Source organism: Pseudomonas sp. NPDC078700, assembly GCF_044542375.1.
Taxonomy (GTDB): Bacteria; Pseudomonadota; Gammaproteobacteria; order Pseudomonadales; family Pseudomonadaceae; genus Aquipseudomonas.
The window spans coordinates 1-26022 of the sequence record NZ_JBITUI010000006.1 but is presented as its reverse complement, the minus strand read 5'-3'; the positions used below and the strand labels follow the sequence as shown (position 1 = coordinate 26022).

Genomic DNA, 26022 nt, shown 5'->3' with positions numbered 1-26022 from the left:
GCTCGTTCTGTGCCGGTTAAGGGCTGACCTCGATACTACCCACCATACCGGCCTGATAATGCCCTGCAATCAAGCAGGCAAAATCAAAACGCCCAGCCTGATTGAACGTCCAGATAATTTCTCCTGCCTGCCCCGGCTTAACATGCGTCATATACGCTTCGTGATGTGCCATTTGCGGGTGCTTGAGCATCATTTGCGCATGTGCCTCAAGGCTAGGCTTGGTGCCGAGTACATACTCGTGGAGCAACTTTCCATCGTTGTGCAGCACCAGCCTCACCGTCTCGCCCTCCTTGAAACCCAAACTGCTTGGGCGAAAGCGCATGTCATCGCCCATACGTATCTCCAGAGTACGGCTGACCTCACCAGCCTCACCGGCAATCCCCCATGGCATTTGCTCTGCATGGGCGCCAGCCACTGAATCGTTTTCATGCGCCGACAGCGCAGTACTGGCTCCCACCATGCAAAGCAGTGCAACGGTGCTGAAAAGCATCTTGATAAAACGCATACAAACCTCGAATAGATCCCACCTTGAGCGGTAGAAGGCCCAAGGCAACACATGGCTCTGTTGAGCCAGAAAAAACAGTAGATGTGCGGGTTATGCGAGATTGTTACGTGGGGGGCGCTCGGGTATATCGCTGATATAACCAATAAACCAAGAACTGACCTGAGTTGGTTGTGCCGGAGCTTTGAAACGCCCCGCCTTGAGCAAGGGTGCAACTTGAAGTACGACGCTCATGCACATCGAACAGTGCACACAAGGCGTGTAGTTCTGCTGCTGCAAAGTCGCTGCGCTTGATTGCAGGTTGTCGCAATGAGCGGGAGTCGATGCATGTTCTTTTGGCTGAATAACAGACGATACACAGCTTTGCATACTGATCACCGCCATACCTTGTGCAGGCAGTGTGATCATCAACAAGCAAATCATCAGCAATTGCAGCGTTTTACTCATGGAAAAACAGAACCGGGCTGGAGAAATGAATCAACTGGAATTATGCCCGCAAACCCTCCCGGGCTGAACTCCAGTTGATTTCAGCGTGCTTCAATCAAGCATACCGATATGCCCAGGTTGAGTTGCAACACGATCAAGCCACATACGTATCGCGGGGTATGCGCTGAGGTCAAAACCGCCTTCATCGGCCACATGGGTGTAAGCATAGAGCGCAATATCAGCAATTGAATATTGCTCACCAACCAGATAAGGCGTGCTCTGCAGCTGCTTTTCCATGACTTTCAGCGCTTTGTAGCCCAGCACATGGCAACGTTGGTACTCAGCCAGGCGCTCCTCAGGCATGTTTTGATACAGCTGGATAAAGCGCGCCACAGCGATGCTTGGTTCATGGCTGTATTGCTCAAAAAATTGCCACTGCAGGACTTGGGTGCGAAGCCTCGGCTCAGTTGGCAAATACTCACTGCCATCTGCCAGATAGTTAAGAATCGCATTGGACTCCCAAAGACAGGTGCCATCTTCAAGTTCCAATACCGGAATTTTGCCATTCGGGTTTTTGGCTAAAAATGCCTCGGTTTGTGTCTCACCTTTGAGGATATCAATGGCGATCCACTCATAAGGCATAGCCAGCAGATTAAGGAGTAACTTAACTTTGTAGCAGTTTCCTGAACGGTAATCGCCGTAAACCTTCAACATCGCTGTGCTCCTGATACCAAGAGGCCTTGGCCTCACTATGCTCAATCACTGACCCACATTTTGAGCCGCTACCTGCTCGTTTAGGCGGCAGCCGCGGTTTGCGCGACGCGAATCACCTCTGCCAAACGCTGCAAACCTTCACTTAGACGCTCAGGTCCTACGTGACTGAAATTCAAGCGTAGGTGACCCGGATGTTGGTCTGGGTCGATAAAGAACGGTTCGCCCGGCATAAACGCGATATTCTGCGCCAGCGCTGGAGCAAGCAATGTACGCGTATCCAGTGGCTGCTTAAGCGTCAACCAGAAGAACAGACCGCCCTGTGGTATTTCCCAGTCTGCCAGCTCAGAAAAATGTTCAAGCAAAGCCACCTGCATTGCATCACGGCGAACACGGTAGAATTCACGTAGCTGCACCAGATGGTCACGGTAATGCTGGCTCCCCAGCCACTGCAGTGCTTGCCACTGGCCAATACGATTGGTGTGCAGATCGGCCGACTGCTTGAGTCGCAGCAGATGCGGGAACAGGTCGGGCGTGGCAATCAAGTAGCCTACACGCAACCCCGGCAACAAGGTTTTCGACACGGTGCCAGTGTAAACCCAGCTGGCTTTTTGCAGACGGCTGACAATCGGTGTTGCACTGCCCTCGTCAAATACCAGCTCGCGATAGGGTTCGTCCTCGATCAGGGTCACATCAAACTCATCGAGCAGCGCAGCTACCCCATCACGTTTAGCTTCGCTGTAGCGCACGGCTGATGGGTTTTGGAAGGTTGGAATCAGGTATGCAAAGGCTGGTTTATGGGTTTCCAGACGTTGGCGCAGAGCGGCAAGCTCTGGGCCATCAGCCTCTTGCGGCACAGCAATGCAATCTGCACCGAACAGCTGGAAGGCTTGAAGGGCTGCCAAATAAGTTGGCGCCTCAACCAACACCTCGGTGCCCGGATCGATAAACAGTTTGCTGACAAGGTCCAGGGTTTGCTGCGAACCACTGACAATCAACACCTGGCTGGCATCGCACGGCACGCCCAGAGCGCGAGCCTCGGCGGCAATCACTTCACGCAATGCAGGCTCGCCTTCGCTCATGCCGTACTGGCCTATATTGGTCGGCATTTGTGCCCACTCAACTTTAGGTAGCATGGGTTCTGCGGGTAAACCACCGGCGAAAGACATCACCTCAGGGCGCTGCGCCGCAGATAGAATTTCACGAATCAAAGAGCTTTTCAGGCGGGCAATACGTTCAGAGAAGGCCATCGTTTACACCAGGTGATAATTTTTCGGAAGTGAGTCAAACTTGTTGACCGAAATTACGCCCACCTATGCAGATACGTCAATATGTTTGACCTTAAAAATTTAACCGCTCAGCAGTCCGCCATGAAGGCTTTCTTCTTTGGCTATCAGGCGTTTACCTCCAAGGCAGATGAAATGTTAGCGCGGCGTGGGTTGTCTCGTGTGCACCACCGCATTCTATTTTTCATTGCCATGTACCCGGGCCTGAGCATGAAAGAACTGCTCAACTACCTGGGTGTAAGCAAGCAAGCACTGAATATTCCACTACGCCAATTGATCGAAATGCACCTGGTTGAAAGCCAGGCGTCAGTAGACGATAAACGCAAGCGCCTACTGGCCTTCACTGCGGAAGGGGCCAAGCTTGAATTGGCCCTGCGCCGTGAGCAGGCGAAAATGCTGCAACGTGCCCTCGGTGATACAGGTGATGACGCCATGCATGCCTGGATGCAAGTTAACCAAGCTTTAGCCAAACACCGCTGAATCGGGTTCATGCCGACTGTATCGGCGATTTTGCTGCCTTGCTGTACCGCGACGCCGATACGCTAACGATTTAGGCTTTGTTGGGCCTTATAACGTTAATAATCGAGTTCCCCAATGAACGCTGAGTTGCTTGTCGCCTTCATCGCCTTCGCCTTCGTGACCTCAGTCACCCCCGGGCCCAACAACATGATGATGCTCGCCTCCGGCGTTAACTTTGGTATACGTCGCAGCCTGCCGCACATGCTCGGCATTAGCATTGGTTTCATGCTCCTGGTCATTGCGGTTGGCTTGGGTTTGGGGCAGTTGTTTGAACAAATACCCGTGCTCTATAACGTTCTGCGTTATGCCGGGGCAGCTTATTTGTTGTATCTGGCGTGGAAGATTGCCAATTCGGGCAGCCCTGAGGGCCAGAAGTCGGGCGCAAAACCATTTTCGTTCATCCAAGCTGCAGCGTTTCAGTGGATCAATCCGAAAGCCTGGGTAATGGCTATCGGCGCTATTACCACCTATACACCCCATGAAAACTTCACAGTTAACGTGTTGATCATTGCGGCGTTGTTTGCGGTCGTTAATTGCCCCAGCGTCGGGCTTTGGACTGCAGCTGGCAGCTTTTTGCGCAATTGGCTGAGCAATCCACGTGTACTGCGGGGATTCAATATCAGTATGGCGCTGTTGCTAGCCGCATCGCTTTATCCAATAGTTGTCGATGTTAAAGGAGTCTTTTGATGGCACACACGAGCCAAGCCCGGCTACGCCCGCTGGCGGACAGTTCGCCTGCCGCTGTGGTTGCGGGCTTTATTGCCATGCTCACCGGTTACACCTCGTCTCTGGTGTTGATGTTCCAGGCGGGTCAGGCCGCAGGCTTGAGCAACGGCCAAATCTCGTCATGGATATGGTCATTGTCGATTGGTATGGCAGTGTGCTGCATCGGTTTGTCGTTGCGCTACCGCGCTCCAGTCATGATCGCGTGGTCCACACCAGGCGCAGCGCTACTGATCAGCAGCCTACCAGGGGTGCCTTACAGTGAAGCAATCGGCGCTTATATCATTTGCTCAGGCTTAATTGTTATCTGCGGTTTAACCGGTAGTTTTGACCGCATCATGCGTCGCATCCCCGGCTCAATCGCTGCGGCGCTGTTGGCGGGCGTACTGTTTAAAATTGGCTTGGAAATCTGTGTCGCCGCCGAGCAGCAACCGGTCTTGGTAGTAGCCATGCTACTGGCTTATCTACTGGGTAAACGCATGCTGCCGCGCTATGCAGTGCTGGCCGCGCTTGTTGTCGGCTGCCTGTTGGCCGGCGTCTTTGGCCTGCTTAACTTTGACCACTTTGAACTCAAGCTGGCCACCCCGGTTTGGACATCGCCGAGCTTCTCAATTGCTGCGGCAATCAGTATTGGCATCCCGCTATTTATCGTCGCGATGACCTCGCAGAACCTGCCAGGCATGGCAGTTTTACGCGCCAATGGTTATGATGTGCCCGCCTCTCCGCTACTCAATGTCACCGGCATCTGCTCCATTTTGCTGGCACCGTTTGGCTCCCACGGTATTCACATGGCCGCGATCAGCGCCGCTATTTGCGCCGGCCCTGAAGCCCACGAAGACCCGAAAAAACGCTATACCGCTGCAGTCTGGTGCGGGGTTTTCTATGGCGTCGCCGGTATTTTTGGCGCGACCTTGGCGGCGCTATTTGCAGCGCTGCCCAAAGCTCTGATCCTCTCCATTGCAGCGCTGGCGCTATTTGCGTCAATCATTGGCGGACTGACCCAAGCCATGAGCGAGCCGAAAGAGCGTGAAGCCGCGCTGATAACCTTTTTAGTGACGGCCTCGGGCATGACTCTATTCACCATAGGTTCGGCATTCTGGGGGATTGTCGCCGGTCTGCTGACCCTGGTTATTCTGAATTGGCGCAAAGCCGAGTAGATAACGGCGTGCAGATAATTGAGGATGTTTCACAGGTAAAAAATGGCGCATAAAAGCGCCATTTTTTTGAGCAGCTACAGCCTTAATCGGGCGCTAGATTGCTGTCGCCCCACCATCGATGGCCAATGCCTGGCCGGTGGTAAAGCCCGCATCATCACAACACAGATAAAGCACTGCGGCGGCAATCTCTTCAACCTTACCGATACGCCCTACCGGGTGCATCGCAGCGGCAAACTCGGCCTTGCGCGGGTCAGCCTCGTAGGCACGGCGGAACATATCGGTGTCGATAACGGCTGGGCACACGGCGTTAACCCGAATCTTTTTCTTCGCATACTCCACAGCAGCCGACTTGGTAAGACCGATGACGGCATGTTTAGACGCACTGTAAATACTCATCTTCGGTGCGGCACCAAGCCCTGCCACCGATGCGGTGTTGACGATTGCACCCCCGCCTTGTGCCAGTAGCAAGGGAATCTGGTGCTTCATGCACAACCAGACACCTTTGACGTTGACGCCCATAATCGCATCAAATTCCTGCTCGCTGCCGTCGGCTAGCTTGCCTTGCTCAATCTCAATACCGGCATTATTGAATGCGTAATCAAGGCGGCCATAGCACTTAACAATCTGCGCCATCAATGCGCCCACTTCAGCGTCCTGGGTTACGTTGCAAGCAATGAAGACCGCTTCACCGCCAACCCCACAAATCAACTCAACCGTAGCTTCGCCACCTGCGGTATCGACATCAGAAACCACGACCTTCAGCCCTTGCTCAGCAAACGCCAGCGCCGTTGCACGGCCAATACCAGCAGCCCCACCCGTAACCAACGCAACCTCACCCCTAAAGCCCAAGCCCATGTATGTACTCCTCTGAATTCAAGATGTGTCGATGGGCGAGTCTAGTCAGGGAAGCCAGAGTGCGGGCAGCACTATTCAATCCAGCATGGTCGCTCAATCGAGAGCAGTGATTAAACTGCAACGCCCACTATCACTTAGATAAATCAGCCCACATTCTATTTTCACGCTTCGGTTGCTCATTGGCAGTTGACGCGCTATCACCTTAGGTTTCGATCAACGAGTACTTGTCATGACCGTACAAATCAATCGCCAGTTTCTACTTGCCCAACGCCCAGTAGGCGTACCTACACGCGATACCTTCAGTTTTGTTGAAAGCCCACTTGCTGAACCCGGCGAAGGTCAGATCGTAGTCAAGAATGCTTTCCTCTCGCTCGACCCAGCCATGCGCGGCTGGATGAACGATGCCAAGTCCTACATTCCACCGGTGGGGTTAGGTGAAGTGATGCGCGCCTTGGGTGTGGGAGAGGTCATTGCCTCGAACAACCCGAACTTTGCAGTCGGCAATCACGTCAATGGCGCCATCGGCGTGCAGGACTACTTTGTCGGCGAACCACGTGGCTTTTACAAAGTGGACCCAAGCCGCGCACCATTGCCGTTGTATCTATCGGCACTTGGGATGACGGGCATGACCGCCTACTTTGCTTTGCTTGATGTAGGCGCACCCAAGGCGGGCGAGACAGTGGTGATCTCTGGCGCGGCAGGTGCAGTAGGCAGCATTGTCGGGCAAATTGCCAAGATCAAGGGCTGCCGGGTTGTCGGCATCGCCGGTGGCGAGAAAAAATGCAAATTACTGGTCGACGAACTCGGTTTTGACGCCGCAATTGACTACAAGAACGAAGACCTGTTGGCGGGCCTCAAGCGAGAATGTCCGAAAGGCATCGACGTGTTCTTTGACAATGTCGGTGGCGACATCCTCGATGCAGCCCTCACCCGTATCGCGCCAAAGGCGCGCATCGTCATTTGTGGTGCTATCAGTCAGTACAACAACAAAGAAGCGGTCAAAGGGCCAGCTAACTATCTGTCGTTGCTGGTCAATCGCGCCCGCATGGAGGGCTTTGTAGTCATGGACTACGCCAGCCAGTTTGCCGACGCAGCCAAAGAAATGGGTGGCTGGATGGCCAATGGCAAACTGAAGTCAAAAGAAGACATTGTCGACGGTCTGGAAACCTTTCCGGAAACGCTGCTCAAGTTATTCAGCGGTGAAAACTTTGGCAAACTGGTACTTAAAGTCTAAGCACTGTTGATGCCCGTGCAGGCAGGCCAACGCGAAGTGTTTTAGCCGTCATGCAAGCAGAAATAACTGCCAAAAAAAGCGGCGCTTGATGAACTCACCAAGCGCCGCTTTTTTTTCAGCGCGACTTATACCCTTGAAGGCTTACTGGCGCATGCCACGACCACTGACCAGCAGGCGTACGCAAACCAGATAGAGCACAGCTGTTGCTATCAACATAAAGGTTACAGCCACGCTGATTCGAATATCTGAAACGCCGAGAATGCCGTAACGGAAAGCATTAACCATATGCAGCACTGGGTTAGCCATTGACACGCTTTGCCAGAACGGTGGCAATAGGTTGATCGAGTAGAACACCCCTCCCAGATACGTCAGTGGCGTTAGCACGAAAGTTGGGATGATCGAGATATCATCAAAGTTGCGGGCAAACACCGCATTGACGAAGCCACCCAACGAAAAAATCGTCGCAGTGAGCAGCACCACAAGCACCGTCAGGCCTAAGTGATGAACCTGCAAATCGGTGAAAAACAGCGACAACAGCGTCACAATAAAGCCCACGGCCAAACCGCGCAGCACACCACCAGTGACATAGCCGATGAGAATAATGTGCGGTGAAACCGGAGACACCATCAATTCTTCGATTGAGCGCTGGAACTTACTGCCAAAGAAACTCGACACCACGTTGCCATAGGAGTTGGTAATCACCGACATCATGATCAAACCGGGCACGATGTACTGCATGTAAGTAAAGCCGCCCATGTCGCCAATCTGCCGGCCAATCAAATTGCCAAAGATTACAAAGTACAGAACCATAGTGATCGCAGGGGGCAGCAAGGTTTGAGGCCAGATGCGCGTGAAACGGCGCACTTCACGGTAAACGATGGTACGCAAGGCAACCATGTTGGCGGCAAATTCCGAGTTGAGATGTTCCTTACTCATACAGCCCCCTTGGTCAGGTTTTTCTCGACCAGGTTGACGAACAACTCCTCAAGTCGATTGCTCTTATTGCGCATACTGCTGACTTCGATATTCTGCTCAGCCAGTTGACGAAACAGTTCGGTCACACCTTGTTCTTTGTCGACCTGCACCTCCAGGGTGTGGTGATCAACCAGCTTGACCGGATAGCCATCAAGCTCTGGCTCAACCAGCAGCGATGCGCTCAGATCAAGCAGGAATGTTTCAACATGCAGGGTTTGCAGCAGCTCTCGCATGCTGGTGTTTTCGACGATACGACCGTGATCGATAATGCCGATATTGCGACACAACTGCTCAGCCTCTTCGAGGTAGTGCGTAGTCAGAATGATCGTAATGCCCTGCTCGTTCAGCTTGGTTAAAAAGCTCCACATTGAGCGGCGCAATTCAATATCAACACCCGCGGTTGGTTCATCGAGTATTAACAAACGTGGCTCATGAACCAAGGCTCGGGCAATCATCAAGCGGCGCTTCATCCCTCCCGACAGCTCGCGCGAGGCGACATCACGCTTCTCCCACAAACCAAGCTGCTTGAGGTAGTGCTCGGCTCGCTCCTTGGCGATACGCGCAGGAATACCGTAGTAACCCGCCTGGGTAACAACGATGTCGAAGACTTTCTCGAACTGGTTGAAGTTGAATTCCTGCGGTACCACGCCAATGCAACGCTTGAGCGCAGCCGGGTTTTCATCGAGGTCAAAGCCAAACACATTGACCTTGCCGCTGGATTTATTCACCAGCGTCGAAAGAATGCCGATCGTTGTGGACTTGCCAGCCCCATTTGGGCCGAGCAAGGCATAGAAATCACCTTCAGCAACATCAAGATCAATGCCGTAAAGTGCTTGAAAGCCATTGCTATAGGTTTTAGTAAGCTGCCGAATGGACAGAGCGGTAGTCATAAAGAATGCACGCACCTAAAAATAAAAAGTGAATAAAAAGATATAAACAGCGCTGTGATGCGACTGTTAATCAGTTTAACGCGCTAAAGCTTGCGCTCACACAACAGTCGAAATTTAATGAAATAAATTTGCGAGCTCACAGACTAGCATTGCCAACCAAAGAAGGAAGACCCTTGGCCTGATGGTGACTATCACTGTGCTTCATATTGGCTAGGTCTGCTTAGCCTCTGCATGCATGTCGCCGCGCATTTGCATGGCGTCCTGCGCAAAAAGATGCGGATACATGCTTGCCAGATGCGTAAAAAACAACGCTTCGGGCACATCCGCAAACTGACCGTGGTCGGCCAAATACTCCATGTAGCGCTCACCCTGCTGGTTATAGGGGTGAAAGACACTGTCACTGACGCCATCGAACTCAAGCGGCGCAACAGCAAATACCTCACACAACTCGATATTAAAAGCCGGTGTGGCTTTTACCCAGCGCCCTTCTAGGTACAACTCGGTATAGCCGTGCATGGCAAAAACATCGCTGCGCAAAAGCTCAAGCAAGCGTGGGGTCGACAGATGATTGCGAACATCAGCCAAGCCAATGCGCGCCGGAATATTACAGTGCCTGGCGCAGGCTGCGAGCAAGGCAGCTTTTGGCACGCAGTAGCTTTCCCGAGTTTCTAGCGCATAGCTTGCCTTCAAGGTTTCGGGGTCGCGGCTAAAGGTATAAGGGTTGTAACGAATGCCATCACGCACCGCGTAATACAAATTGACGGCTTGCTGGCGCAAATCAGATGTTGCACCTCGGGCATGATCTGCGAACTCAATTAGCGTAGGGTGGTCACTATCGATGAAGCGATTGGCTTTTAAGTATTGGTTCATCGGCGTCTTCCCATGGCTTAGTTAGCTCAGTTTAACTGCGCTGTATGCGCCGATGTAACGACATAACCGCCAAGCTCACCGCCCTTGTCGCCATCTATTGACGGATGACGACTAAGCTCAAGACGCTCAATTTTAAATTGCCGTCATCATGGAGGACGTTAAATGCTAGCAGTCTGGTTAATTGTTTTAGTGGTGGGTGTCGCGTATTTAGCGCATCGCCGCATCTCACCGATCCCCGCTCTGGCGTGCGTGGCCGTTTACCTGTTGGCCATGGGCGCTTTCAGCCATGCCCACGGCGTGCTTATGACGGTGCTTTGGCTAATCCTCCTTGCTATCGCAGTGCCACTTGCTCTGCCCGACTTACGCCGCAAAGTATTTAGCGCACCGCTGTTTGCTTGGTTCCAGAAAGTATTGCCGCCCATGTCGGAAACCGAGCGCGACGCGATCGAAGCTGGCACCGTTTGGTGGGATGGCGAATTATTCAGTGGCCGTCCGGACTGGGACAAACTGCTGGCTTACCCCAAAGCAGTCTTGAGCGAAGAAGAACAAGCCTTCCTTGATGGGCCGACGGAAGAACTCTGCGCCATGGTCACTGACTGGGAAATTGGCCAGCAGATGGACTTGCCAGAAAAGGCCTGGAAGCACATCAAAGATCATGGCTTTTTTGCCCTGATCATCCCGAAAGAATACGGCGGCAAGGGCTTTTCAGCCTATGCCCACTCCCAAGTTGCGATGAAGCTCGCAACCCGTAGCGGTGACCTCGCATCGACTGTAATGGTGCCCAACTCACTCGGCCCTGCCGAGTTGCTACTGCACTATGGCACTGACGAACAACGTAATCATTACTTGCCGCGCTTAGCCAGCGGCGAAGATATCCCTTGCTTCGCCCTGACCGGCCCACTGGCTGGTTCCGATGCGGGTGCAATGCCCGACACGGGCATTATTTGTAAAGGCGAATGGCAAGGTCAGGAAGTGATTGGCCTGCGCCTGACCTGGGAAAAGCGCTATATCACCCTGGGCCCTGTGGCCACTTTGCTCGGCCTGGCGTTTAAAGCCTACGATCCAGACCATTTGCTGGGCGAAGAAGAAGACCTCGGCATCAGCCTGGCATTGGTGCCAACTGATACCGCTGGCGTAGAGATTGGCCGCCGTCACTACCCTCTTGGCGCGGCATTTATGAATGGGCCGAACTCGGGTAAAGATGTGTTCATCCCGCTGGAGTTCCTGATTGGCGGGCAAGAAATGCTCGGCAAAGGCTGGATGATGCTGATGAACTGCCTCTCGGTGGGCCGTTCTATCTCGCTACCCGCGGTGGGCACCGGCGCCGCCAAATTCACCAGCCTGGTGACCGGGCAATACAGCCAGGTGCGTGAGCAATTCAATGTGCCGCTTTCGGCCTTTGAAGGCATTCAAGAGGCAATGGCGCGCATTGGCGGCAACGCCTGGATGATGGACAGCGCACGTATTCTCACCGCCAACGCCGTTGATCTAGGTGAAAAACCTTCAGTACTGTCGGCCATTCTCAAGTATCACCTTACCGAACGTGGCCGTGAATGCATCAGCGATGCCATGGACGTACATGGCGGTAAAGGCATCATCATGGGCCCCAACAACTACCTGGGGCGCTCGTGGCAAGGTGCACCGATCTTCATTACGGTTGAAGGCGCGAATATTCTTTCGCGGAACCTGATGATCTTCGGTCAGGGAGCCATCCGCTGCCATCCATATGTACTCAAAGAGATGGCGTTGGCCAATCGCGAGGATAAAGATCAGGCGCTAATCGAGTTTGACGAGTTGCTGATGCAGCACATCGGCTTTGCCATTAGCAATGCCGCCAGCACCTTGGTGCTGAGCCTAACCCTCAACCGCCTTGGCTCCGTGCCAGGCGACAATCTCAGCCAGCCCTACTACCGCGCACTCAATCGCTTGTCGGCTGCCTTTGCCATGCTCGCAGATATGAGCATGATGTTGCTTGGTGGTGAGTTGAAACGCCGCGAGCGCCTTTCAGCACGCCTTGGCGATGTTCTGAGCAACCTGTATCTCGGATCGGCCGCGCTCAAGCGCTATCATGACCTTGATTACTCGGCCCACTCCAAACCCATGCTGCGCTGGGCAATGGAAGAAAGCCTGAGCAAGGCTGAAGAAGCCATGGATGACCTGCTCTGCAACTTCCCGAACAAATTCCTCGGCTGCGCGCTGCGGGTGCTGGTTTTCCCACTGGGGCGTCGTCATCGTGGCCCAAGCGATGAGCTGGACGCAGAAATTGCCGAGATCATAGGCCGCAACAAAGGCGATGCAGGACTCGAAGAAATCCTGACCGGTTGCTACCGTCCAGCAGGTGATAAGGACCCGGTAGCGGCGCTGCAACGAGCCATGGACCTGCTAGAGCAAGCCAAACCCTTGCAGAAGAAACTGCATAAAGCAGAAAAATCTGGAGAGGTTCATGAAGTGCCAGGCCAAACCCTCATCGAGACGGCACTGGCTGCTGGGGTACTTTCAGCCGAAGAGGCAGCAAGCCTGCAACAAGCTGAAGCTGCTCGCCGTGTGGTAATTGATGTCGACGACTTCAGCAAAGACGAACTCAAGCTAAGTCGCGGCAAAACCAGATAAGACAACACCCATCAACAGGACAGCGGGCGCGCGGAGCTTTATACTCCGGCGCCCGTTTTACTTTCAGGATTATCGTTATGTCCAGCAGCCACCTTGATCACCACCTCGCCCTGCTCACCCAACTGCGCGGTATTTTGGTCGCCTTGGGTGAAGCCGAGCAGATTCTCGACGATAGCCACGCGCTGTTTATCGAGCGCTACGACGAGCTGATAGCCCTGCTCCCGGTCGATACCGAGAGCAGCCTTTACCTGGGTCAGGATTTGATCAGTCAGATCTTCCATCGCTACCCACAAATTGCCCATTTAGTCCCTCGTGACCTGCTGTGGTTCTTTGGTGGGGACTGTTTGCATTTTATGCCCGATGAAGAAATTGACATGTTCCAGACGCTCGATGAGCGCCGCTTCGAAGCCATGGAAAACGACGAGCCGTTCGACTGGAATCAAGAAAAGCGCTTGCTCGCACTGTCACCCGAAACCAACAGCAAGCACTAAAGCCAAGGCGCGGGCAGGCAACCCCCCTGTTTTGGGAGCACGACGCCCCGTGTAGCGATCATGGTTCAACCAATAAACAGAATGTTCATGGGTGCAAATGGTGGATGAAAAAGCGTCATCCCCTACGCAGCGTATGCTGTCTTAGGGTGTGACAACGCGAAGCTTGTCCACCATCGAGCTATGATCAAGCTCAAATTTCAGGCACAAAAAAGCCGCTCATAGAGCGGCTTTTTTGTTTATTTGGAGCGGGAAACGAGACTCGAACTCGCGACCCCGACCTTGGCAAGGTCGTGCTCTACCAACTGAGCTATTCCCGCATTTACAACACGCTCCTTACGAAGCGCTTACAACAAAATGGCGTCCCCTAGGGGACTCGAACCCCTGTTACCGCCGTGAAAGGGCGGTGTCCTAGGCCACTAGACGAAGGGGACCTGGAACTTTTCACGCCAACCTGAGTTAACTCTGGCTAGCCATTGCGCTGCCTGCCGGGCAACACATTTGAAACTGGAGCGGGAAACGAGACTCGAACTCGCGACCCCGACCTTGGCAAGGTCGTGCTCTACCAACTGAGCTATTCCCGCATTTTACATCTGCAACGCCACTTTTTAAAAGTGGCGTCCCCTAGGGGACTCGAACCCCTGTTACCGCCGTGAAAGGGCGGTGTCCTAGGCCACTAGACGAAGGGGACGCAGCCCGGAACATACAACTTTTCTCCGGCTTCTTGTGCTTTGCTATCTAACATTGCGCTAAGAAGTGGCGCGCATTCTATGGAGCCTTTGGCTGGCCGTCAACCTCTGTGTAAAAATATTTTAAAATCAACGACTTCAAACCAAAAGATACGACTGTGCTATCAGCCAATCGCTTAACGCACTACACTCGCAGAAAACCAAGAGCTCGAGAGGTTGTATAGATGTCCCCGCTCGTGATTACCCTGTTAATAGTTGGTGGCATCGGCCTTTTACTGGTGATTGCCTATATCAACCATGCCGTTGAAAACAGCAAACTTGAGAAAGCCCGACTCAAGGCCGAGCTCAATGACCGTGTACGGCGCTGTGCTGAAGTGTCTGAGTCCATGCCTGGCCAGCTGATGTCACCCAACCTCAAGCTAATACTGGCACAAATTCAAGTACGCTACAGTGAGCGGCTACTCGCAACAGACAAAGCCAATAGTACCCTCAAAGAATCCATTGCCACGCTCAAGCAGTTAATTGCTCAGGGCGAGTCGATTCCAGTTAAAAATGCGCCAGTAAAGATTCTTACCGAGCAGCAAGCCAAGCAAACACGCTTTATTTTAGAAAACCTTCACAGCCAAATAACCCGCGCTGGGCAGGATGGAACATTAGCTGCCGCTGAGGCCAAACAATGGCTACAGCACATCCCGACTCTGCTTACCCAATTGCATATCGAGTACTTTAGCAATATGGGGCAACGCGCCATGCAGCAGAATCAGCCTGGACAGGCCCGCCTAGCCTTTGAGCGCGGGGTACAGTACCTGCGCAAGCAAAACGACTCTGCGCGCTATAGCGCCACACTCAAGACGTTCCAAGAGCAACTTGAGATCGCTAACAACCTCGTACTTAACCAAGCGCCAGCAGCTGCTGAAACTGACAGCGAGCTAACCCAAGGCCTGGAAAGCGTGGGCAGCGACGAAGACTGGAAGAAAAAGAATATTTACGACTAAGCCGACATAAAAGACGGCGGCTAAAATCTAAGGAGATCCAATGAGCATGATCGTATATGGTGCCCCACTCTCACCTTACGTACGCAAAGTTCGCGTATTGCTGGCGGAAAAAGGCCTCGATTATGACCTTGAGATGATTCTGCCATTCGGCAAACAACCCGACTGGTACAAAGAACTCAACCCGCTGGGCCGCATCCCTGCCTTTAAAGACGGCGACCTCAACCTCGCTGACTCCAGCGTGATCTGTCAGTACATTGAGGAACAATATCCAGACCTCACACCCCTGCTCGGCAACACGCCTGAGCAACGGGCACGTGTACGCTGGCTTGAAAAATACGCCGACTACGAGATTGCGCCACTGAGCACCTTTTGCATATTCCGCAATCGCGTATTGAAAACCTCAATGGGCAAGGCCAGCGATGAGGTTGAAGTAGCCGCAACCCTAACCGAAAAGCTGCCACCGCATTTCGATTACCTGGAAAGCCAACTTGCTGACAATGACTACTTTGTTGGCGACTCACTGACGCTCGCGGATCTGGCAATCGCCAGCCAATGGGTCAATATGCAACACGGCGATGAGTGCATCGACGCTGGCCGCTGGCCTAAACTGGCAGCTCACTGCAAGCGCATTCACTCGCGAGACTCGCTCCAGGCAGTGTTGGTTGGTGAGCACGCTATGCTGTCCAAAATGGCCAGCAAAGCCGCGCAGCAGTAAGGCACCGCAATGCGCACGCAATTGGTGGACAATACGCGTGTGTCCACCAGTGCGCTCGCTCTACTCAGCAATCAGTAAGCCGTAAAAACACCTCGACCATTTGTTCGACGCCCGCCTGATCGGCAGCGCTAAAGCGTCCGACTTGCGGGCTATCCAAGTCCAGTACACCGATTAACTGGCCAGCCTTCAGCAATGGCACCACCAACTCGCTGTTTGACGCACTGTCGCACGCAATATGCCCGGCAAAGGCATGAACATCCTCGATACGTTGAGTTTGCAGGCTTTGTGCCGCGGCACCACAGACACCACGCCCAAATGGAATACGCACACAGGCTACCTTGCCTTGAAACGGCCCAAGTACCAACTCACCGCCTCTGGCCAGATAGAACCCCGCCCAGTTCAGCGCAGGCAGCTGCTGAAACAAAAATGCCGAAAACTGCGCAGCATTGGCGATGAAATCACGCTCATCAGCCAACAAGGACTCAAGCTGCGCAACCAGCATTGGATACTCTTCAGCGCCTGCAACGGCGCTCTCTAACTCAATCATTTGCACGCTCTAAAAGCTGAAGCCCAACCCAATAACGAGCAAACTGATAAGCACAGCGCCCATTACGATTACCACGCCCCGTAGCCCAGCGAATGGCGGCTTTTTCCAAGGATTCATCCCAGACCCATTGCAATCCTGCAGCAGTGGCCTGAGTGGTCACCCAGTGGCGAACCACATTCAGATAATGCTCCTGAGTGAACGGGTAGAAGGAAAGCCACAGCCCAAAACGGTCAGATAAGGCGATCTTGTCTTCCACCGCCTCACTGGGGTGCAGCTCACCGTCGACCATCTTGAAGTTTTGATTATCGCTTTCTTTTTCCGGCACCAAGTGACGACGATTAGATGTCGCGTAAAGCAAGACATTATCCGGCGCACGCTCCAACGAACCATCGAGCACGCTTTTGAGGATGCGGTAATCACCTTCACCGGCGTCAAACGACAGGTCATCACAGAACAAAATGAACCGCTGCGGCAGGCCCGACAACAACTCAACGACCCGAGGCAAATCCGCTAGATAGTCACGCTCAATTTCAATCAAGCGCAAACCGCTATCCGCATGAGCAGCCAATAGCGCGCGAACCAAAGATGATTTACCGGTTCCCCTCGCCCCCCACAGCAACGCATGGTTTGCCGGTAAACCGCGAACAAACTGAGTGGTGTTACGCGACAATTGTTCACGCTGGGCGTCAACACCAATCAAATCCGTGAGGTTAAGGTCCAGACTGACCTTAAGTGGCTGTAAAAAGCCACTACGGCCCTCTCGCTGCCAGCGTGCCGCCAAGCTCTCTTGCCAGTTAATAACCACAGGCTCCGCTGGCAACAGTGGCTCCAACCGCGCCAGAACAACCTCAGCACGCTGTATAAAATCAATTATCCGCGAATCCACAACTCACACTCCTGGGTTTGGCAGTTAACATTTTTGCCTTCGTGTAGAGGGCTATTGGCTTCGCAATCATCCAGAGGCATTTTGCATATGAAAGTGCGATGCCCTCAACCAAGTCGCCCTTGCGAAGCCCTACTGTCCACACGACTGAATGAGCCAGTTTACCCGCCAGACTGGCTATTTCGAAAGCTAAAAGCTGCGATACACGCCACTGTAGGGCTGGCGCAATAGCCGATAAACTCAACCTGCCAACCCCACCCCAAGATCAGCTATGCTTCCCCGCTGAAACCAACAGGCCTCCAGCACTTATGGAAATATCGTTAACCCACCGCCTCTCTTATAAACAAGCCAGCCTGACAGTACTGGTTGCGTTTATTCTTGGCACGGTACTGAGCATTATTCAGGTGGGAATCGATTATGTCAGTGAAGACGCCTCCATTGACCGAGAAATTCAGGCGTTACTCGACACCAGCTACAACCCGGCCTCACGCATTGCCTACAACCTCGATGCTGAATTGGCGCAAGAACTGGTCGTTGGTTTATTGCGCTCACCCGCTGTCATAGACGCGAGCATCATTGCGGCTGACCGCAGCACCATGGCCCAGGCCTCACGCCCCGCCAGTGCTAGCCGATATCGCTTTATCAGCGACTCATTATTTGGCGAGCGCCGACAATTTGAACGCGTGCTGATGATCGATCGAGCGCCAGAGGAAAACCTCGGAGCACTGCGCATTGAAGTCGACACTTACGCATTTGGCAGTAACTTTCTACGCCGTTCAATGCTGACCATTGTGACTGGCTTCGCCCGCACGCTGCTGCTCTCGCTGATTCTGTTGGTGTTGTTTTATTTCATGCTAACCAAGCCTCTTATCGAGGTTGTCAGAGCCCTCAGTGCGCGCAACCTGAACAAACCTGACGAAGCTTTACTGCTCTGCCCAGCAGGCCATGAACACGATGAGATTGGCACCCTGGTCACGGTCGCCAATCAGCAACTCATCAGCATCGATGATGAGATCAAGCAGCGTCAAAATGCGGAGCAGCGTCTCAACCTGTCACTGCAGGCGCTCGAAACCGCTGTGGCGCAGCGCACCACAGAACTCAAAGCCACCAACGAACGCTTGCTCAAGTCTAATCACGAGCTCGAACATGCCCAGCAACAAGCCCTGCAATCCGCCCACAGCCGTGCAACCTTTCTAGCCAATATGAGCCATGAAATACGCACACCGCTCAATGGTTTGCTGGGCATGCTTTCGCTGGCACTTGATGCCCCGTCCAACAGCGAACAGCAGCAACAACTGAGCATTGCTCATCACTCTGGAAAAGTGCTGGTCGATTTACTCAATGACATTCTCGACTTGTCTAAATTTGAGTCTGGCCAGCTACAACTTGAACATATTGAATTTGACCTGAGAGCGCTGGCTGAAGACACCGCCAGCCTACTCTCACAAAATGCCAGCCCCGGGGTCGAGTTGACCTGCCTGATTGACCCACAGCTTCCGGATAAAGTGCTTGGCGACCCCACACGTATCGGCCAGGTGATTAGCAACCTGATCTCAAACGCACTGAAATTCACCCGCTTTGGCCGGGTTGATGTACGTGTCAGATCCGCAGGTGACAGCCTTGAGATTACCGTTCGCGATACCGGGATTGGTATCACTGAAGACGCCTATGAGTTGATCTTCGAGCCGTTCACCCAAGCTGACGCGGGCATTACCCGTCAGTATGGTGGCACGGGTCTGGGTTTGGCCTTGAGCCGCCATCTGTGCGAAATCATGCAGGGCCAACTCAGCGTGCGCTCAAAATTAGGCTTCGGCTCAGAGTTCACGGCCACTTTGCCCCTCAAAAGCGCCTCCCCAGCAGTTGTTTTGCAACCCCTTAGCGGCAAAGTGATTGGACTGACCTCTATCAGCTCTGGCCTCAATGAAATACTCAAGGATCTACTGCCGCATTGGGGGTTTGAATATCAACGACTGGACACAGACGCCAGTCTACTGGGGCAGACACCCGATATCATCATCAGTGACTGCCCTGAATGCCTGTACAGCACGCGTTTAAACTGTCAGGCACCCATCCTGCTGGTCACGGCCTACGGCAGCTTCCTTGCACCCGAACAAGCGAAATCGCTGGCACCCCTTGAGCAACTGGCTCGCCCGCTGTCGCAAAAAGTTTTGCGTCACGCTCTGGAACGGCACTTCAGCGCTCAGCCAAAAACATTGAAAAACCACCTCAAACAGCCCGACGAAACGGACTACAAGGCCTGCGTACTGCTGGTTGAAGACAATCCGGTTAATCAACTCGTTGCCAAAGGCATGCTGATAAAACTCGGCTATAAGGTAATCATCACCAACGATGGCGAACAGGCCCTTAAGGCGCTGAGCGAACACCCCATCGACATTGTCCTCATGGACTGCAATATGCCGATCATGGATGGCTATGAGGCCAGCCGACGCATCCGTCAAAGTGGTGAATACGTCAACCTGCCGATCATCGCCCTTACTGCCAATGCGCTGACCGATGAACGCCAGCGCTGTCAAGCCGCAGGCATGAGTGACTATCTAGCCAAACCCTTCACCCGCGAAGAACTGGTCACTGTTCTTGAGAACGGACTCAATAATCGAGCATAGGTTTGATGCGTTCAAGCAGCCCACCGACTTGGGCGCGCAACTCATCCAACTCGTTTAAATCTGCCCCCGACTCACAGATCAACTGGGCCTTGAGTGGCACGGCTCGCCCACGCAGTTGCACGCCTGGTTCTGTGAGCTGCAGATTCACGGCCCGCTCATCGCGAATCGAGCGCTGACGAATCAACAAACCTTGTTGCTCAAGGCGCTTAAGCAGCGGCGTCAAAGTGCCTGAATCAAGAAGTAAGCGCGCGCCCAATGCCTTCACCGTGGCTTGTGCGGGCGCCACCTGATGCCACTCCCACAGCACCAACATCACCAGGTATTGCGGGTATGTCAGCCCCAACTGGTCCAGCATCGGCTTATAGGCCCGAACCACGGCCCGCGAAGCAGCATACAGCTTGAAACACAACTGATCGTCTAGCTGCAGGGAAACTTCAGGTTTCATTTCAACAGTGCTTCAATCTCGTTAGTCAGGTCTTGCGGCTTAGTGGTTGGCGCAAAGCGTTTAACCTGCTTGCCGTCGGCACTGAGCAAGAACTTGGTGAAGTTCCACTTGATGCCTTTGCTGCCGAGCAAACCCGGTGCGCGCGCCTTAAGTGAGACAAACAATGGATGCGCGTCACTGCCGTTGACATCTACTTTCTTAAACAACGGGAAACTCACCCCGAAATTAAGCTCGCAGAACTGCGAGATATCTTGCTCATTGCCCGGCTCTTGCTTACCGAACTGGTTGCAGGGAAAGCCCAAGATAACCAAGCCTTGGTCTTTGTAGGCCTGCCAAAGCGCTTCAAGCCCCTTGTATTGCGGGGTGAATCCACACTTGCTGGCAGTATTGACCACTAAAACCGCCTTACCTGAAAAATCTGCAAGGGTCTTTTGCTCACCACTGATGGTGGTACAGGGGATATCAAATAATGCGTCAGCCACGGTATTCGCTCTGTATTCACGGAAAGATGGAATAAAGATAGCTCGCAATTTAATTGCACACAATTTAAATACACCGCAGTGATACCTCAAACACAACACGAACCCATACAGTCACACGCCACAAAGCCGGCTCAAAGGGCTCATTTGCGTATTATTTTTTACCTTCAAGCAGCGAAAAAAGCCGGTCAGGTCACTTTGCGTGAATCGACCTGCAACGTATCATTCCGCCCTGCTGCACAATGTCATGGTGCAGCCGCCTACTTGCCCGCGGGATTAGTTTTTTTACTTCAGGATCACTTCACATGCAGGTCAGCAAATCGAACAAGCTCGCCAACGTCTGCTACGACATTCGAGGCCCAGTGCTCAAGCATGCCAAGCGCCTTGAGGAAGAAGGCCATCGCATCCTCAAGCTGAACATCGGCAACCCTGCGCCTTTCGGTTTTGAAGCCCCTGAAGAAATTCTCCAAGACGTAATCCGCAATTTGCCGACAGCACAAGGTTACAGCGACTCAAAAGGCTTGTTCAGCGCCCGTAAAGCGGTGATGCAGTACTACCAGCAGATGAATGTTGAAGGTATTGGCATCGAGGATATCTACCTCGGCAATGGCGTTTCCGAGCTGATTGTAATGGCCATGCAGGCGCTGCTGAACAACGGCGATGAAGTGCTGATCCCTGCACCTGACTATCCCCTCTGGACGGCCTCTGTAGCGCTATCAGGCGGCAAGCCGGTGCATTACTTGTGTGACGAGCAAGCCGGCTGGTTTCCTGATGTAGCCGATATCCGCGCCAAAATCACGCCGAATACCAAAGCCCTGGTGTTAATCAACCCGAATAACCCAACGGGTGCGGTCTACTCCAAAGAAGTGTTGATGGACATTGTAGAGTTGGCCCGTCAGCACAACCTGGTGCTGTTCTCGGATGAAATCTACGACAAAATTCTTTACGACGATGCCAAACACATCTGCACCGCCTCGTTAGCACCAGACGTGCTATGCCTGACCTTTAACGGCCTGTCGAAATCCTACCGTGTTGCCGGATTCCGCTCCGGCTGGGTGGCAATCTCTGGGCCTAAACACCGCGCCCGCAGCTACATCGAAGGGATCGACATTCTGGCCAATATGCGCTTGTGCGCCAATGTACCAAGCCAACATGCCATTCAAACTGCGCTCGGTGGTTATCAGAGCATTAACGATCTGGTGCTACCTAACGGCCGCTTGCTGGAACAACGCAACCGCACCTGGGAGCTGCTCAACGATATTCCAGGGGTTAGCTGCGTAAAACCCATGGGCGCGCTTTACGCATTCCCCAAAATCGACCCCAAAATCTGTCCGATCCATAACGATGAGAAATTCGTCCTGGATTTACTGCTCTCGGAAAAGCTCTTGATCGTCCAGGGCACGGCGTTCAACTGGCCGTGGCCTGATCACTTTCGCGTAGTAACGCTGCCACGGGTAGACGAACTTGAACAAGCCATTGGCCGCATTGGCAGCTTCCTCAAGGGTTACAACCAATAGCAAACACTGTAGCGCCGGCTTGGCCGGCGCAATCAGCCTGCTGACCTTTTGACAATCATCGGCGCCAACACTTATGGACCTGCAAATCGACGATTTTTATAAAGATGCAGCAGCCGGACTGCTTATGCTTTACCAAGCATTCCCGCGCAAAATCGGTCTGTATGTTGAAGACTTGATTGGACGCGAAGAGCCCGATGAATTTGGCTTGCCCAGTACCCGCCATCAGAGCTGCCTTGGCACACAACTTTGGTTGGCCGAAGAAGGCTATATCCGTTTTGAATCAACCATTGCTTATGACGCACTTGATCAGGCAGTACTCACTGAGAAAGGTTTTTTACGTCTATCGCGCAGTATTTCTTACCCACTGAGCAATGATCCAGCCTTGCCACCCAGCGTGCGCCGCGTCCATTCAACTCTGGCTTTTCAACTACGCCAAGCAATCTCCCAACAAAACAGCGAGCAACTCGCTCACTTAGCCCGTCTACTCTTTACCAGTAGCCAGGGCAACGATAACGAAACAGCTTGAAATAGTCGCCCGGTTGAAGCCAGACGCCAGCGGCCTTATATAGCCTGCATACCGTGTACACCTTTCCCTTGAGGAGTAGTTTCAAAAAATGAAACGCATTTTCTTATTTCTAGCCACCAACATGGCTGTGCTGCTGATAGCAAGCATCACCTTGAAGCTGCTTGGAGTAGACCGCTACACCGGTCAAAACTATGGCAGTTTGTTGGCTTTCTGTGCGGTATTTGGTTTTGCTGGCTCGATCATTTCGCTGTTCCTCTCCAAGTGGATGGCGAAGATGAGCACCGGCACGCAAATCATCAGCCAACCGCGTACACGTCACGAGCAGTGGTTGCTGCAGACGGTTGAAGAACTGTCACGCGAAGCAGGGATTAAAATGCCCGAGGTGGGTATTTTCCCAGCCTATGAGTCCAATGCATTCGCCACGGGCTGGAATAAGAACGACGCCTTAGTCGCCGTCAGCCAAGGCCTGCTTGAGCGCTTCTCGCCTGATGAAGTAAAAGCCGTACTGGCCCATGAAATCGGTCACGTTGCCAATGGCGACATGGTGACCCTGGCCTTGATTCAGGGCGTGGTGAACACCTTCGTGATGTTCTTTGCGCGAATCTTCGGCAACTTCGTCGACAAGGCCATCCTCAAGAATGAAAATGGTCCAGGTATCGGTTATTTCGTGGCGACCATATTTGCAGAGTTGGTTCTGGGTATTCTCGCCAGCATCATCGTCATGTGGTTCTCGCGTAAGCGTGAGTTCAGGGCAGATGAAGCGGGTGCCAAGCTGGCCGGTACAAACTCGATGATTGCAGCCCTGCAGCGCCTGCGCTCAGAGCAAGGCGTACCGGTGGAGATGCCGAGCACCCTCGCCGCTTTCGGCATCAATGGCGGCTTGAAAAACGGTCTGGCGGGCTTGCTGATGAGCCACCCACCACTTGAAGTACGCATTGAAGCACTGCGCCAACGCAGCTAAACGCCACAACGCTTATCAAGGCGACCTCAGGGTCGCCTTTTTAATGCCTGCCGCCCTCTTAAAGCATCCAAGCTGCCATGCAACTGAACATCCGCCAGACGCGGGGGTCGATAATAATACAGGCCGTATTTTACGCAGCCTGTTGCACCCACACGTTAAAGCAGGAGTACGACCATGAAGTACAACTGGGATCTAATTGAACGCTTGCTGCAACATGCGCAGGATTCAGCCAACGAACGCTTCAACCCACGCAAGTACGCGGTGCAACTTGCTGAAGAGGAGCAAAGCGCAGGCGCTAGCCATATCAATGAAGACGACCTTAAAGCACAGGCCTGCGATTACGAAGCCCTGCTGCTTAAAGCCGACTTCATCGCCCCGCGCCCCGAGGCAGAAGGGGGAAATGGCGAGAATTTTGTACTCACTGATCGCGGCTTGCAGCTACTGAACATGATCGACAGCAGCTTCCCCGGCGAGCAACACCCTCGCGAAATACTTGATCGCGAAGGACTGAGTGCACTGGTGCCCGAAGTCTTTGACAAACTCGCAGTTAAGGCAACCTAAGCTGCCTTGCTTGACCACTGTCAATCAGCATCGGCGCAACCGATACACTGACTCTTCAAGCGTTTTAAGGCCACGGTCGGCGAAGCGCTTGTTGAAGGCATCCTCGGTTCGTAGATGCTGGCAGTTCCAGCCCGCCCCGAACAACTGGGCCACTTCATCATCAGTCACACAGAATGGTGGGCCGTCCATCTTCGCTTGGTCGTAAATCAACGTGACTAAAATGCCCTGGCAACCCATCGGCAAGATAGCCTGCAACTGCTGCACATAGCGCGCACGCATTTCGGCGGGCAAGGCGATGAGTGCGGCTCGATCATAAAAGCCCTTGCAGCCTTCAAGCAGGGCCCCGTCAAACTGAAAGAAATCACCACAGTAAATCTCAACAGAGCCAGCGCGATAGACCTTGAAAGCGCCTTCCTGATTCACTTTAGGTTCCAGTTGCTGCTCAGCAAAAAAAGCCTCGACAGCGATTTGTGACAGCTCGACGCCCGTCACTCGCAGCCCTTGTGCTGCCAGCCAGGTCAAATCTAAGGACTTACCACACAAAGGCACGAAAACTTGATCGCCCGCCTGCAAACCGAGTGCAGCCCAATTGTCCTGCAAGTAGCTGTTGACCTGTTTCGCGTGGAAACCAATTTCATTGTTTTCCCAGCGGCTTTGCCAAAAATCTGCCTGCATTGCCTTCCCTCATCGCATCATTATTTATGTAGTAGAACATCTTCGCTCAAAGCCAGAGCAAAAACCATGGCAGCATGCGCAGCAGACACGCTGGCAATATCGATTAAATTGATATGTTGATACGATTATTAGCGTTTGATGCAGGGCTAGATTGATCAAATAATGGAAGCATCCCTCAACCGCGTACGCATTTAATCAGGACTCGTCATGCTCCCCAGCCTCTATATTTCCCATGGCTCACCTATGCTCGCACTTGAGCCAGGCTCTAGCGGCCCTGCCCTGCGCAAGTTAGCGGCAGAAATGGAAACGCCTAAGGGCATTATCCTGATGTCTGCACACTGGGAGTCAGATGAGTTACGGGTCAGCAGCGCTGAGCAGCCAAGCACATGGCACGACTTTGGTGGATTTCCTGCGGCGTTGTACCAAGTAAACTACCCGGCGCCTGGTGACCCAGCGCTGGCGAGTCAAGTTATTGCGCTACTCAATGAACAGGGCCTAGCCGCCAAAGCTGACGCCAACAGGCCTTTCGATCACGGCACTTGGGTGCCGCTGTCACTCATGTATCCCCAAGCGACTATTGCGGTGGTCCAGGTATCCCTGCCCAGCCAACAGGGTCCAGCCATGCAACATCGCATCGGTAAAGCACTGAGCCAATTGCGGGCCCAAGGCTACTTACTGATAGGCTCAGGCAGCATCACCCATAACCTGCGCGAACTCGACTGGCAGGCAACTCATGGCAATGCACAGCCATGGGCACAAGCCTTTCGCGACTGGATTGTTAATGCACTGCGCAACGACGATACAAGCGCTCTGTTCAACTACCGTGAACTAGCGCCCTTTGCAGCGCGCAATCATCCAAGTGATGAACACCTGCTACCTTTGTTCTTTGCCTATGGCGCAGGCTCAGACTTTAGTGTTGCGCATAGCGGTTTTACATTAGGCGCATTGGGTATGGATATTTACCGCTTCGATTAACACGCTTACACAGCAACACAGCCCAAAAACCCAAGTAAAGAACCTTAACCAACCGATTCGCAACCCATAAAAAAGGCCGCTAAGCGGCCTAATGAGATGGTCACCCCGACACCTTGCGAGGGCTACGCTTTCGCAGGGTGTTTTATTTTCGGAGACCATCACCATGAGCGGTTTAGCATTGGTC

At 53.2% G+C, this 26022-nt stretch carries 27 protein-coding genes and 4 tRNA genes; 14 read left to right on the top strand and 17 right to left on the bottom strand.

Translation table 11 applies throughout. The features are described from left to right. Positions 1–16 precede the first annotated feature (16 nt). From ACIGCM_RS18980 to ACIGCM_RS18965, 4 genes are all read right to left on the bottom strand, one after another. A complete protein-coding gene (locus tag ACIGCM_RS18980; protein ID WP_397503611.1) occupies positions 17–505 on the bottom strand; it encodes a plastocyanin/azurin family copper-binding protein in 489 nt (162 codons plus the stop codon). 90 nt (positions 506–595) lie between these two features. After that, a complete protein-coding gene (locus ACIGCM_RS18975; protein WP_397503610.1) occupies positions 596–949 on the bottom strand; it encodes a hypothetical protein in 354 nt (117 codons plus the stop codon). A 90-nt stretch (positions 950–1039) separates the two neighbouring features. Then, positions 1040–1642 (bottom strand): glutathione S-transferase family protein, encoded by a 603-nt coding sequence (locus ACIGCM_RS18970; RefSeq protein WP_397503609.1) that lies wholly within the window; start codon positions 1640–1642, stop codon positions 1040–1042. Positions 1643–1722: 80 nt separating this feature from the next. After that, a complete protein-coding gene (locus tag ACIGCM_RS18965; protein ID WP_397503608.1) occupies positions 1723–2889 on the bottom strand; it encodes a PLP-dependent aminotransferase family protein in 1167 nt (388 codons plus the stop codon). Between the two features lie 81 nt (positions 2890–2970). Between ACIGCM_RS18965 and ACIGCM_RS18960 the strand changes: the two genes are divergently transcribed. The 3 genes from ACIGCM_RS18960 to ACIGCM_RS18950 all read left to right on the top strand — a co-directional run bounded on the left by ACIGCM_RS18960 (position 2971) and on the right by ACIGCM_RS18950 (position 5324). Further along, positions 2971–3405 carry a MarR family winged helix-turn-helix transcriptional regulator gene (locus ACIGCM_RS18960; RefSeq protein WP_397503607.1) on the top strand — a complete coding sequence of 145 codons (435 nt, stop codon included), beginning with the start codon at positions 2971–2973 and terminating at the stop codon, positions 3403–3405. 114 nt (positions 3406–3519) lie between these two features. After that, positions 3520–4131 carry a LysE family translocator gene (locus tag ACIGCM_RS18955; RefSeq protein WP_397503606.1) on the top strand — a complete coding sequence of 204 codons (612 nt, stop codon included), beginning with the start codon at positions 3520–3522 and terminating at the stop codon, positions 4129–4131. Further along, on the top strand, positions 4131–5324 hold the full coding sequence (locus ACIGCM_RS18950; RefSeq protein WP_397503605.1) for a benzoate/H(+) symporter BenE family transporter: 1194 nt from the start codon (positions 4131–4133) through the stop codon (positions 5322–5324). Before ACIGCM_RS18955 ends, ACIGCM_RS18950 begins: the two co-directional genes overlap by 1 nt. A 93-nt stretch (positions 5325–5417) precedes the next feature. Here the strand turns inward: ACIGCM_RS18950 and ACIGCM_RS18945 are convergent, their stop codons facing one another. Continuing rightward, positions 5418–6179, bottom strand: a complete 762-nt coding sequence (locus ACIGCM_RS18945) for an SDR family oxidoreductase (RefSeq protein WP_397503604.1) — start codon at positions 6177–6179, stop codon at positions 5418–5420. 229 nt (positions 6180–6408) lie between these two features. Here ACIGCM_RS18945 and ACIGCM_RS18940 point away from each other — a divergent pair, with 229 nt between their 5' ends. After that, positions 6409–7413: an NADP-dependent oxidoreductase gene (locus ACIGCM_RS18940; protein WP_397503603.1), complete on the top strand. Its 1005-nt coding sequence runs from the start codon at positions 6409–6411 to the stop codon at positions 7411–7413. A 141-nt stretch (positions 7414–7554) separates the two neighbouring features. On the opposite strand, the gene ACIGCM_RS18935 is transcribed toward ACIGCM_RS18940, so the two are convergent. From ACIGCM_RS18935 to ACIGCM_RS18925, 3 genes are all read right to left on the bottom strand, one after another. Beyond that, on the bottom strand, positions 7555–8349 hold the full coding sequence (locus ACIGCM_RS18935; RefSeq protein ID WP_397503602.1) for an ABC transporter permease: 795 nt from the start codon (positions 8347–8349) through the stop codon (positions 7555–7557). Beyond that, positions 8346–9278, bottom strand: coding sequence for an ABC transporter ATP-binding protein (locus tag ACIGCM_RS18930; RefSeq protein ID WP_397503601.1), 933 nt, complete (start codon positions 9276–9278; stop codon positions 8346–8348). Before ACIGCM_RS18930 ends, ACIGCM_RS18935 begins: the two co-directional genes overlap by 4 nt. A gap of 210 nt (positions 9279–9488) precedes the next feature. Then, on the bottom strand, positions 9489–10148 hold the full coding sequence (locus tag ACIGCM_RS18925; protein WP_397503600.1) for a transglutaminase family protein: 660 nt from the start codon (positions 10146–10148) through the stop codon (positions 9489–9491). Positions 10149–10310: 162 nt separating this feature from the next. Here ACIGCM_RS18925 and ACIGCM_RS18920 point away from each other — a divergent pair, with 162 nt between their 5' ends. Both ACIGCM_RS18920 and ACIGCM_RS18915 read left to right on the top strand, forming a co-directional pair. After that, the gene (locus ACIGCM_RS18920; RefSeq protein ID WP_397503599.1) at positions 10311–12758 is read left to right on the top strand and encodes an acyl-CoA dehydrogenase; all 2448 of its coding nucleotides are present in this window, start codon (positions 10311–10313) and stop codon (positions 12756–12758) included. A gap of 77 nt (positions 12759–12835) precedes the next feature. Continuing rightward, positions 12836–13249 carry a PA2817 family protein gene (locus ACIGCM_RS18915; RefSeq protein ID WP_397503598.1) on the top strand — a complete coding sequence of 138 codons (414 nt, stop codon included), beginning with the start codon at positions 12836–12838 and terminating at the stop codon, positions 13247–13249. 241 nt (positions 13250–13490) lie between these two features. Here ACIGCM_RS18915 and ACIGCM_RS18910 read toward each other — a convergent pair. From ACIGCM_RS18910 to ACIGCM_RS18895, 4 genes are all read right to left on the bottom strand, one after another. After that, positions 13491–13566: transfer RNA gene (locus ACIGCM_RS18910), tRNA-Gly, on the bottom strand. 38 nt (positions 13567–13604) lie between these two features. Continuing rightward, a tRNA-Glu gene (locus ACIGCM_RS18905) sits at positions 13605–13680 on the bottom strand. A 74-nt stretch (positions 13681–13754) separates the two neighbouring features. After that, a tRNA-Gly gene (locus ACIGCM_RS18900) sits at positions 13755–13830 on the bottom strand. A 31-nt stretch (positions 13831–13861) separates the two neighbouring features. Further along, positions 13862–13937: transfer RNA gene (locus ACIGCM_RS18895), tRNA-Glu, on the bottom strand. Between the two features lie 222 nt (positions 13938–14159). Here ACIGCM_RS18895 and ACIGCM_RS18890 point away from each other — a divergent pair. Further along, complete coding sequence (locus ACIGCM_RS18890) at positions 14160–14930, top strand: hypothetical protein (protein WP_397503597.1); 771 nt, start codon at positions 14160–14162, stop codon at positions 14928–14930. Between the two features lie 40 nt (positions 14931–14970). Next, on the top strand, positions 14971–15645 hold the full coding sequence (locus ACIGCM_RS18885; RefSeq protein ID WP_397503596.1) for a glutathione S-transferase family protein: 675 nt from the start codon (positions 14971–14973) through the stop codon (positions 15643–15645). A 64-nt stretch (positions 15646–15709) separates the two neighbouring features. Here the strand turns inward: ACIGCM_RS18885 and ACIGCM_RS18880 are convergent, their stop codons facing one another. Next, on the bottom strand, positions 15710–16192 hold the full coding sequence (locus ACIGCM_RS18880) for a GAF domain-containing protein (protein ID WP_397503595.1): 483 nt from the start codon (positions 16190–16192) through the stop codon (positions 15710–15712). Further along, complete coding sequence (locus ACIGCM_RS18875) at positions 16185–17078, bottom strand: ATP-binding protein (RefSeq protein ID WP_397503594.1); 894 nt, start codon at positions 17076–17078, stop codon at positions 16185–16187. The genes ACIGCM_RS18880 and ACIGCM_RS18875 overlap by 8 nt, the downstream gene beginning before the upstream one ends. 305 nt (positions 17079–17383) lie before the next feature. Between ACIGCM_RS18875 and ACIGCM_RS18870 the strand changes: the two genes are divergently transcribed. Continuing rightward, entirely contained in the window at positions 17384–19699 is a 2316-nt protein-coding gene (locus tag ACIGCM_RS18870) for an ATP-binding protein (protein WP_397503593.1), read from the top strand. On the opposite strand, the gene ACIGCM_RS18865 is transcribed toward ACIGCM_RS18870, so the two are convergent. Together ACIGCM_RS18865 and ACIGCM_RS18860 are read right to left on the bottom strand one after the other, a co-directional pair. Next, positions 19683–20144, bottom strand: a complete 462-nt coding sequence (locus ACIGCM_RS18865) for a MarR family winged helix-turn-helix transcriptional regulator (protein ID WP_397503592.1) — start codon at positions 20142–20144, stop codon at positions 19683–19685. The two genes, ACIGCM_RS18870 and ACIGCM_RS18865, sit on opposite strands and share 17 nt — an antisense overlap. Next, the gene (locus ACIGCM_RS18860) at positions 20141–20626 is read right to left on the bottom strand and encodes a glutathione peroxidase (protein WP_397503591.1); all 486 of its coding nucleotides are present in this window, start codon (positions 20624–20626) and stop codon (positions 20141–20143) included. Before ACIGCM_RS18860 ends, ACIGCM_RS18865 begins: the two co-directional genes overlap by 4 nt. 302 nt (positions 20627–20928) lie before the next feature. On the opposite strand from ACIGCM_RS18860, the gene ACIGCM_RS18855 reads away from it, so the two are divergent. From ACIGCM_RS18855 to ACIGCM_RS18840, 4 genes are all read left to right on the top strand, one after another. After that, the gene (locus ACIGCM_RS18855; protein WP_397503590.1) at positions 20929–22140 is read left to right on the top strand and encodes a pyridoxal phosphate-dependent aminotransferase; all 1212 of its coding nucleotides are present in this window, start codon (positions 20929–20931) and stop codon (positions 22138–22140) included. A gap of 73 nt (positions 22141–22213) precedes the next feature. Next, positions 22214–22666, top strand: coding sequence for a hypothetical protein (locus tag ACIGCM_RS18850; RefSeq protein ID WP_397503589.1), 453 nt, complete (start codon positions 22214–22216; stop codon positions 22664–22666). 88 nt (positions 22667–22754) lie between these two features. Next, positions 22755–23627, top strand: a complete 873-nt coding sequence (htpX, locus tag ACIGCM_RS18845) for a protease HtpX (protein WP_397503588.1) — start codon at positions 22755–22757, stop codon at positions 23625–23627. A gap of 174 nt (positions 23628–23801) precedes the next feature. Beyond that, positions 23802–24188: a transcriptional regulator gene (locus ACIGCM_RS18840; RefSeq protein WP_397503587.1), complete on the top strand. Its 387-nt coding sequence runs from the start codon at positions 23802–23804 to the stop codon at positions 24186–24188. 24 nt (positions 24189–24212) lie between these two features. On the opposite strand, the gene ACIGCM_RS18835 is transcribed toward ACIGCM_RS18840, so the two are convergent. Further along, complete coding sequence (locus tag ACIGCM_RS18835) at positions 24213–24863, bottom strand: thiopurine S-methyltransferase (protein ID WP_397503586.1); 651 nt, start codon at positions 24861–24863, stop codon at positions 24213–24215. A gap of 207 nt (positions 24864–25070) precedes the next feature. On the opposite strand from ACIGCM_RS18835, the gene ACIGCM_RS18830 reads away from it, so the two are divergent. Then, positions 25071–25838, top strand: a complete 768-nt coding sequence (locus ACIGCM_RS18830; RefSeq protein ID WP_397503585.1) for a DODA-type extradiol aromatic ring-opening family dioxygenase — start codon at positions 25071–25073, stop codon at positions 25836–25838. Positions 25839–26022: the final 184 nt, after the last annotated feature.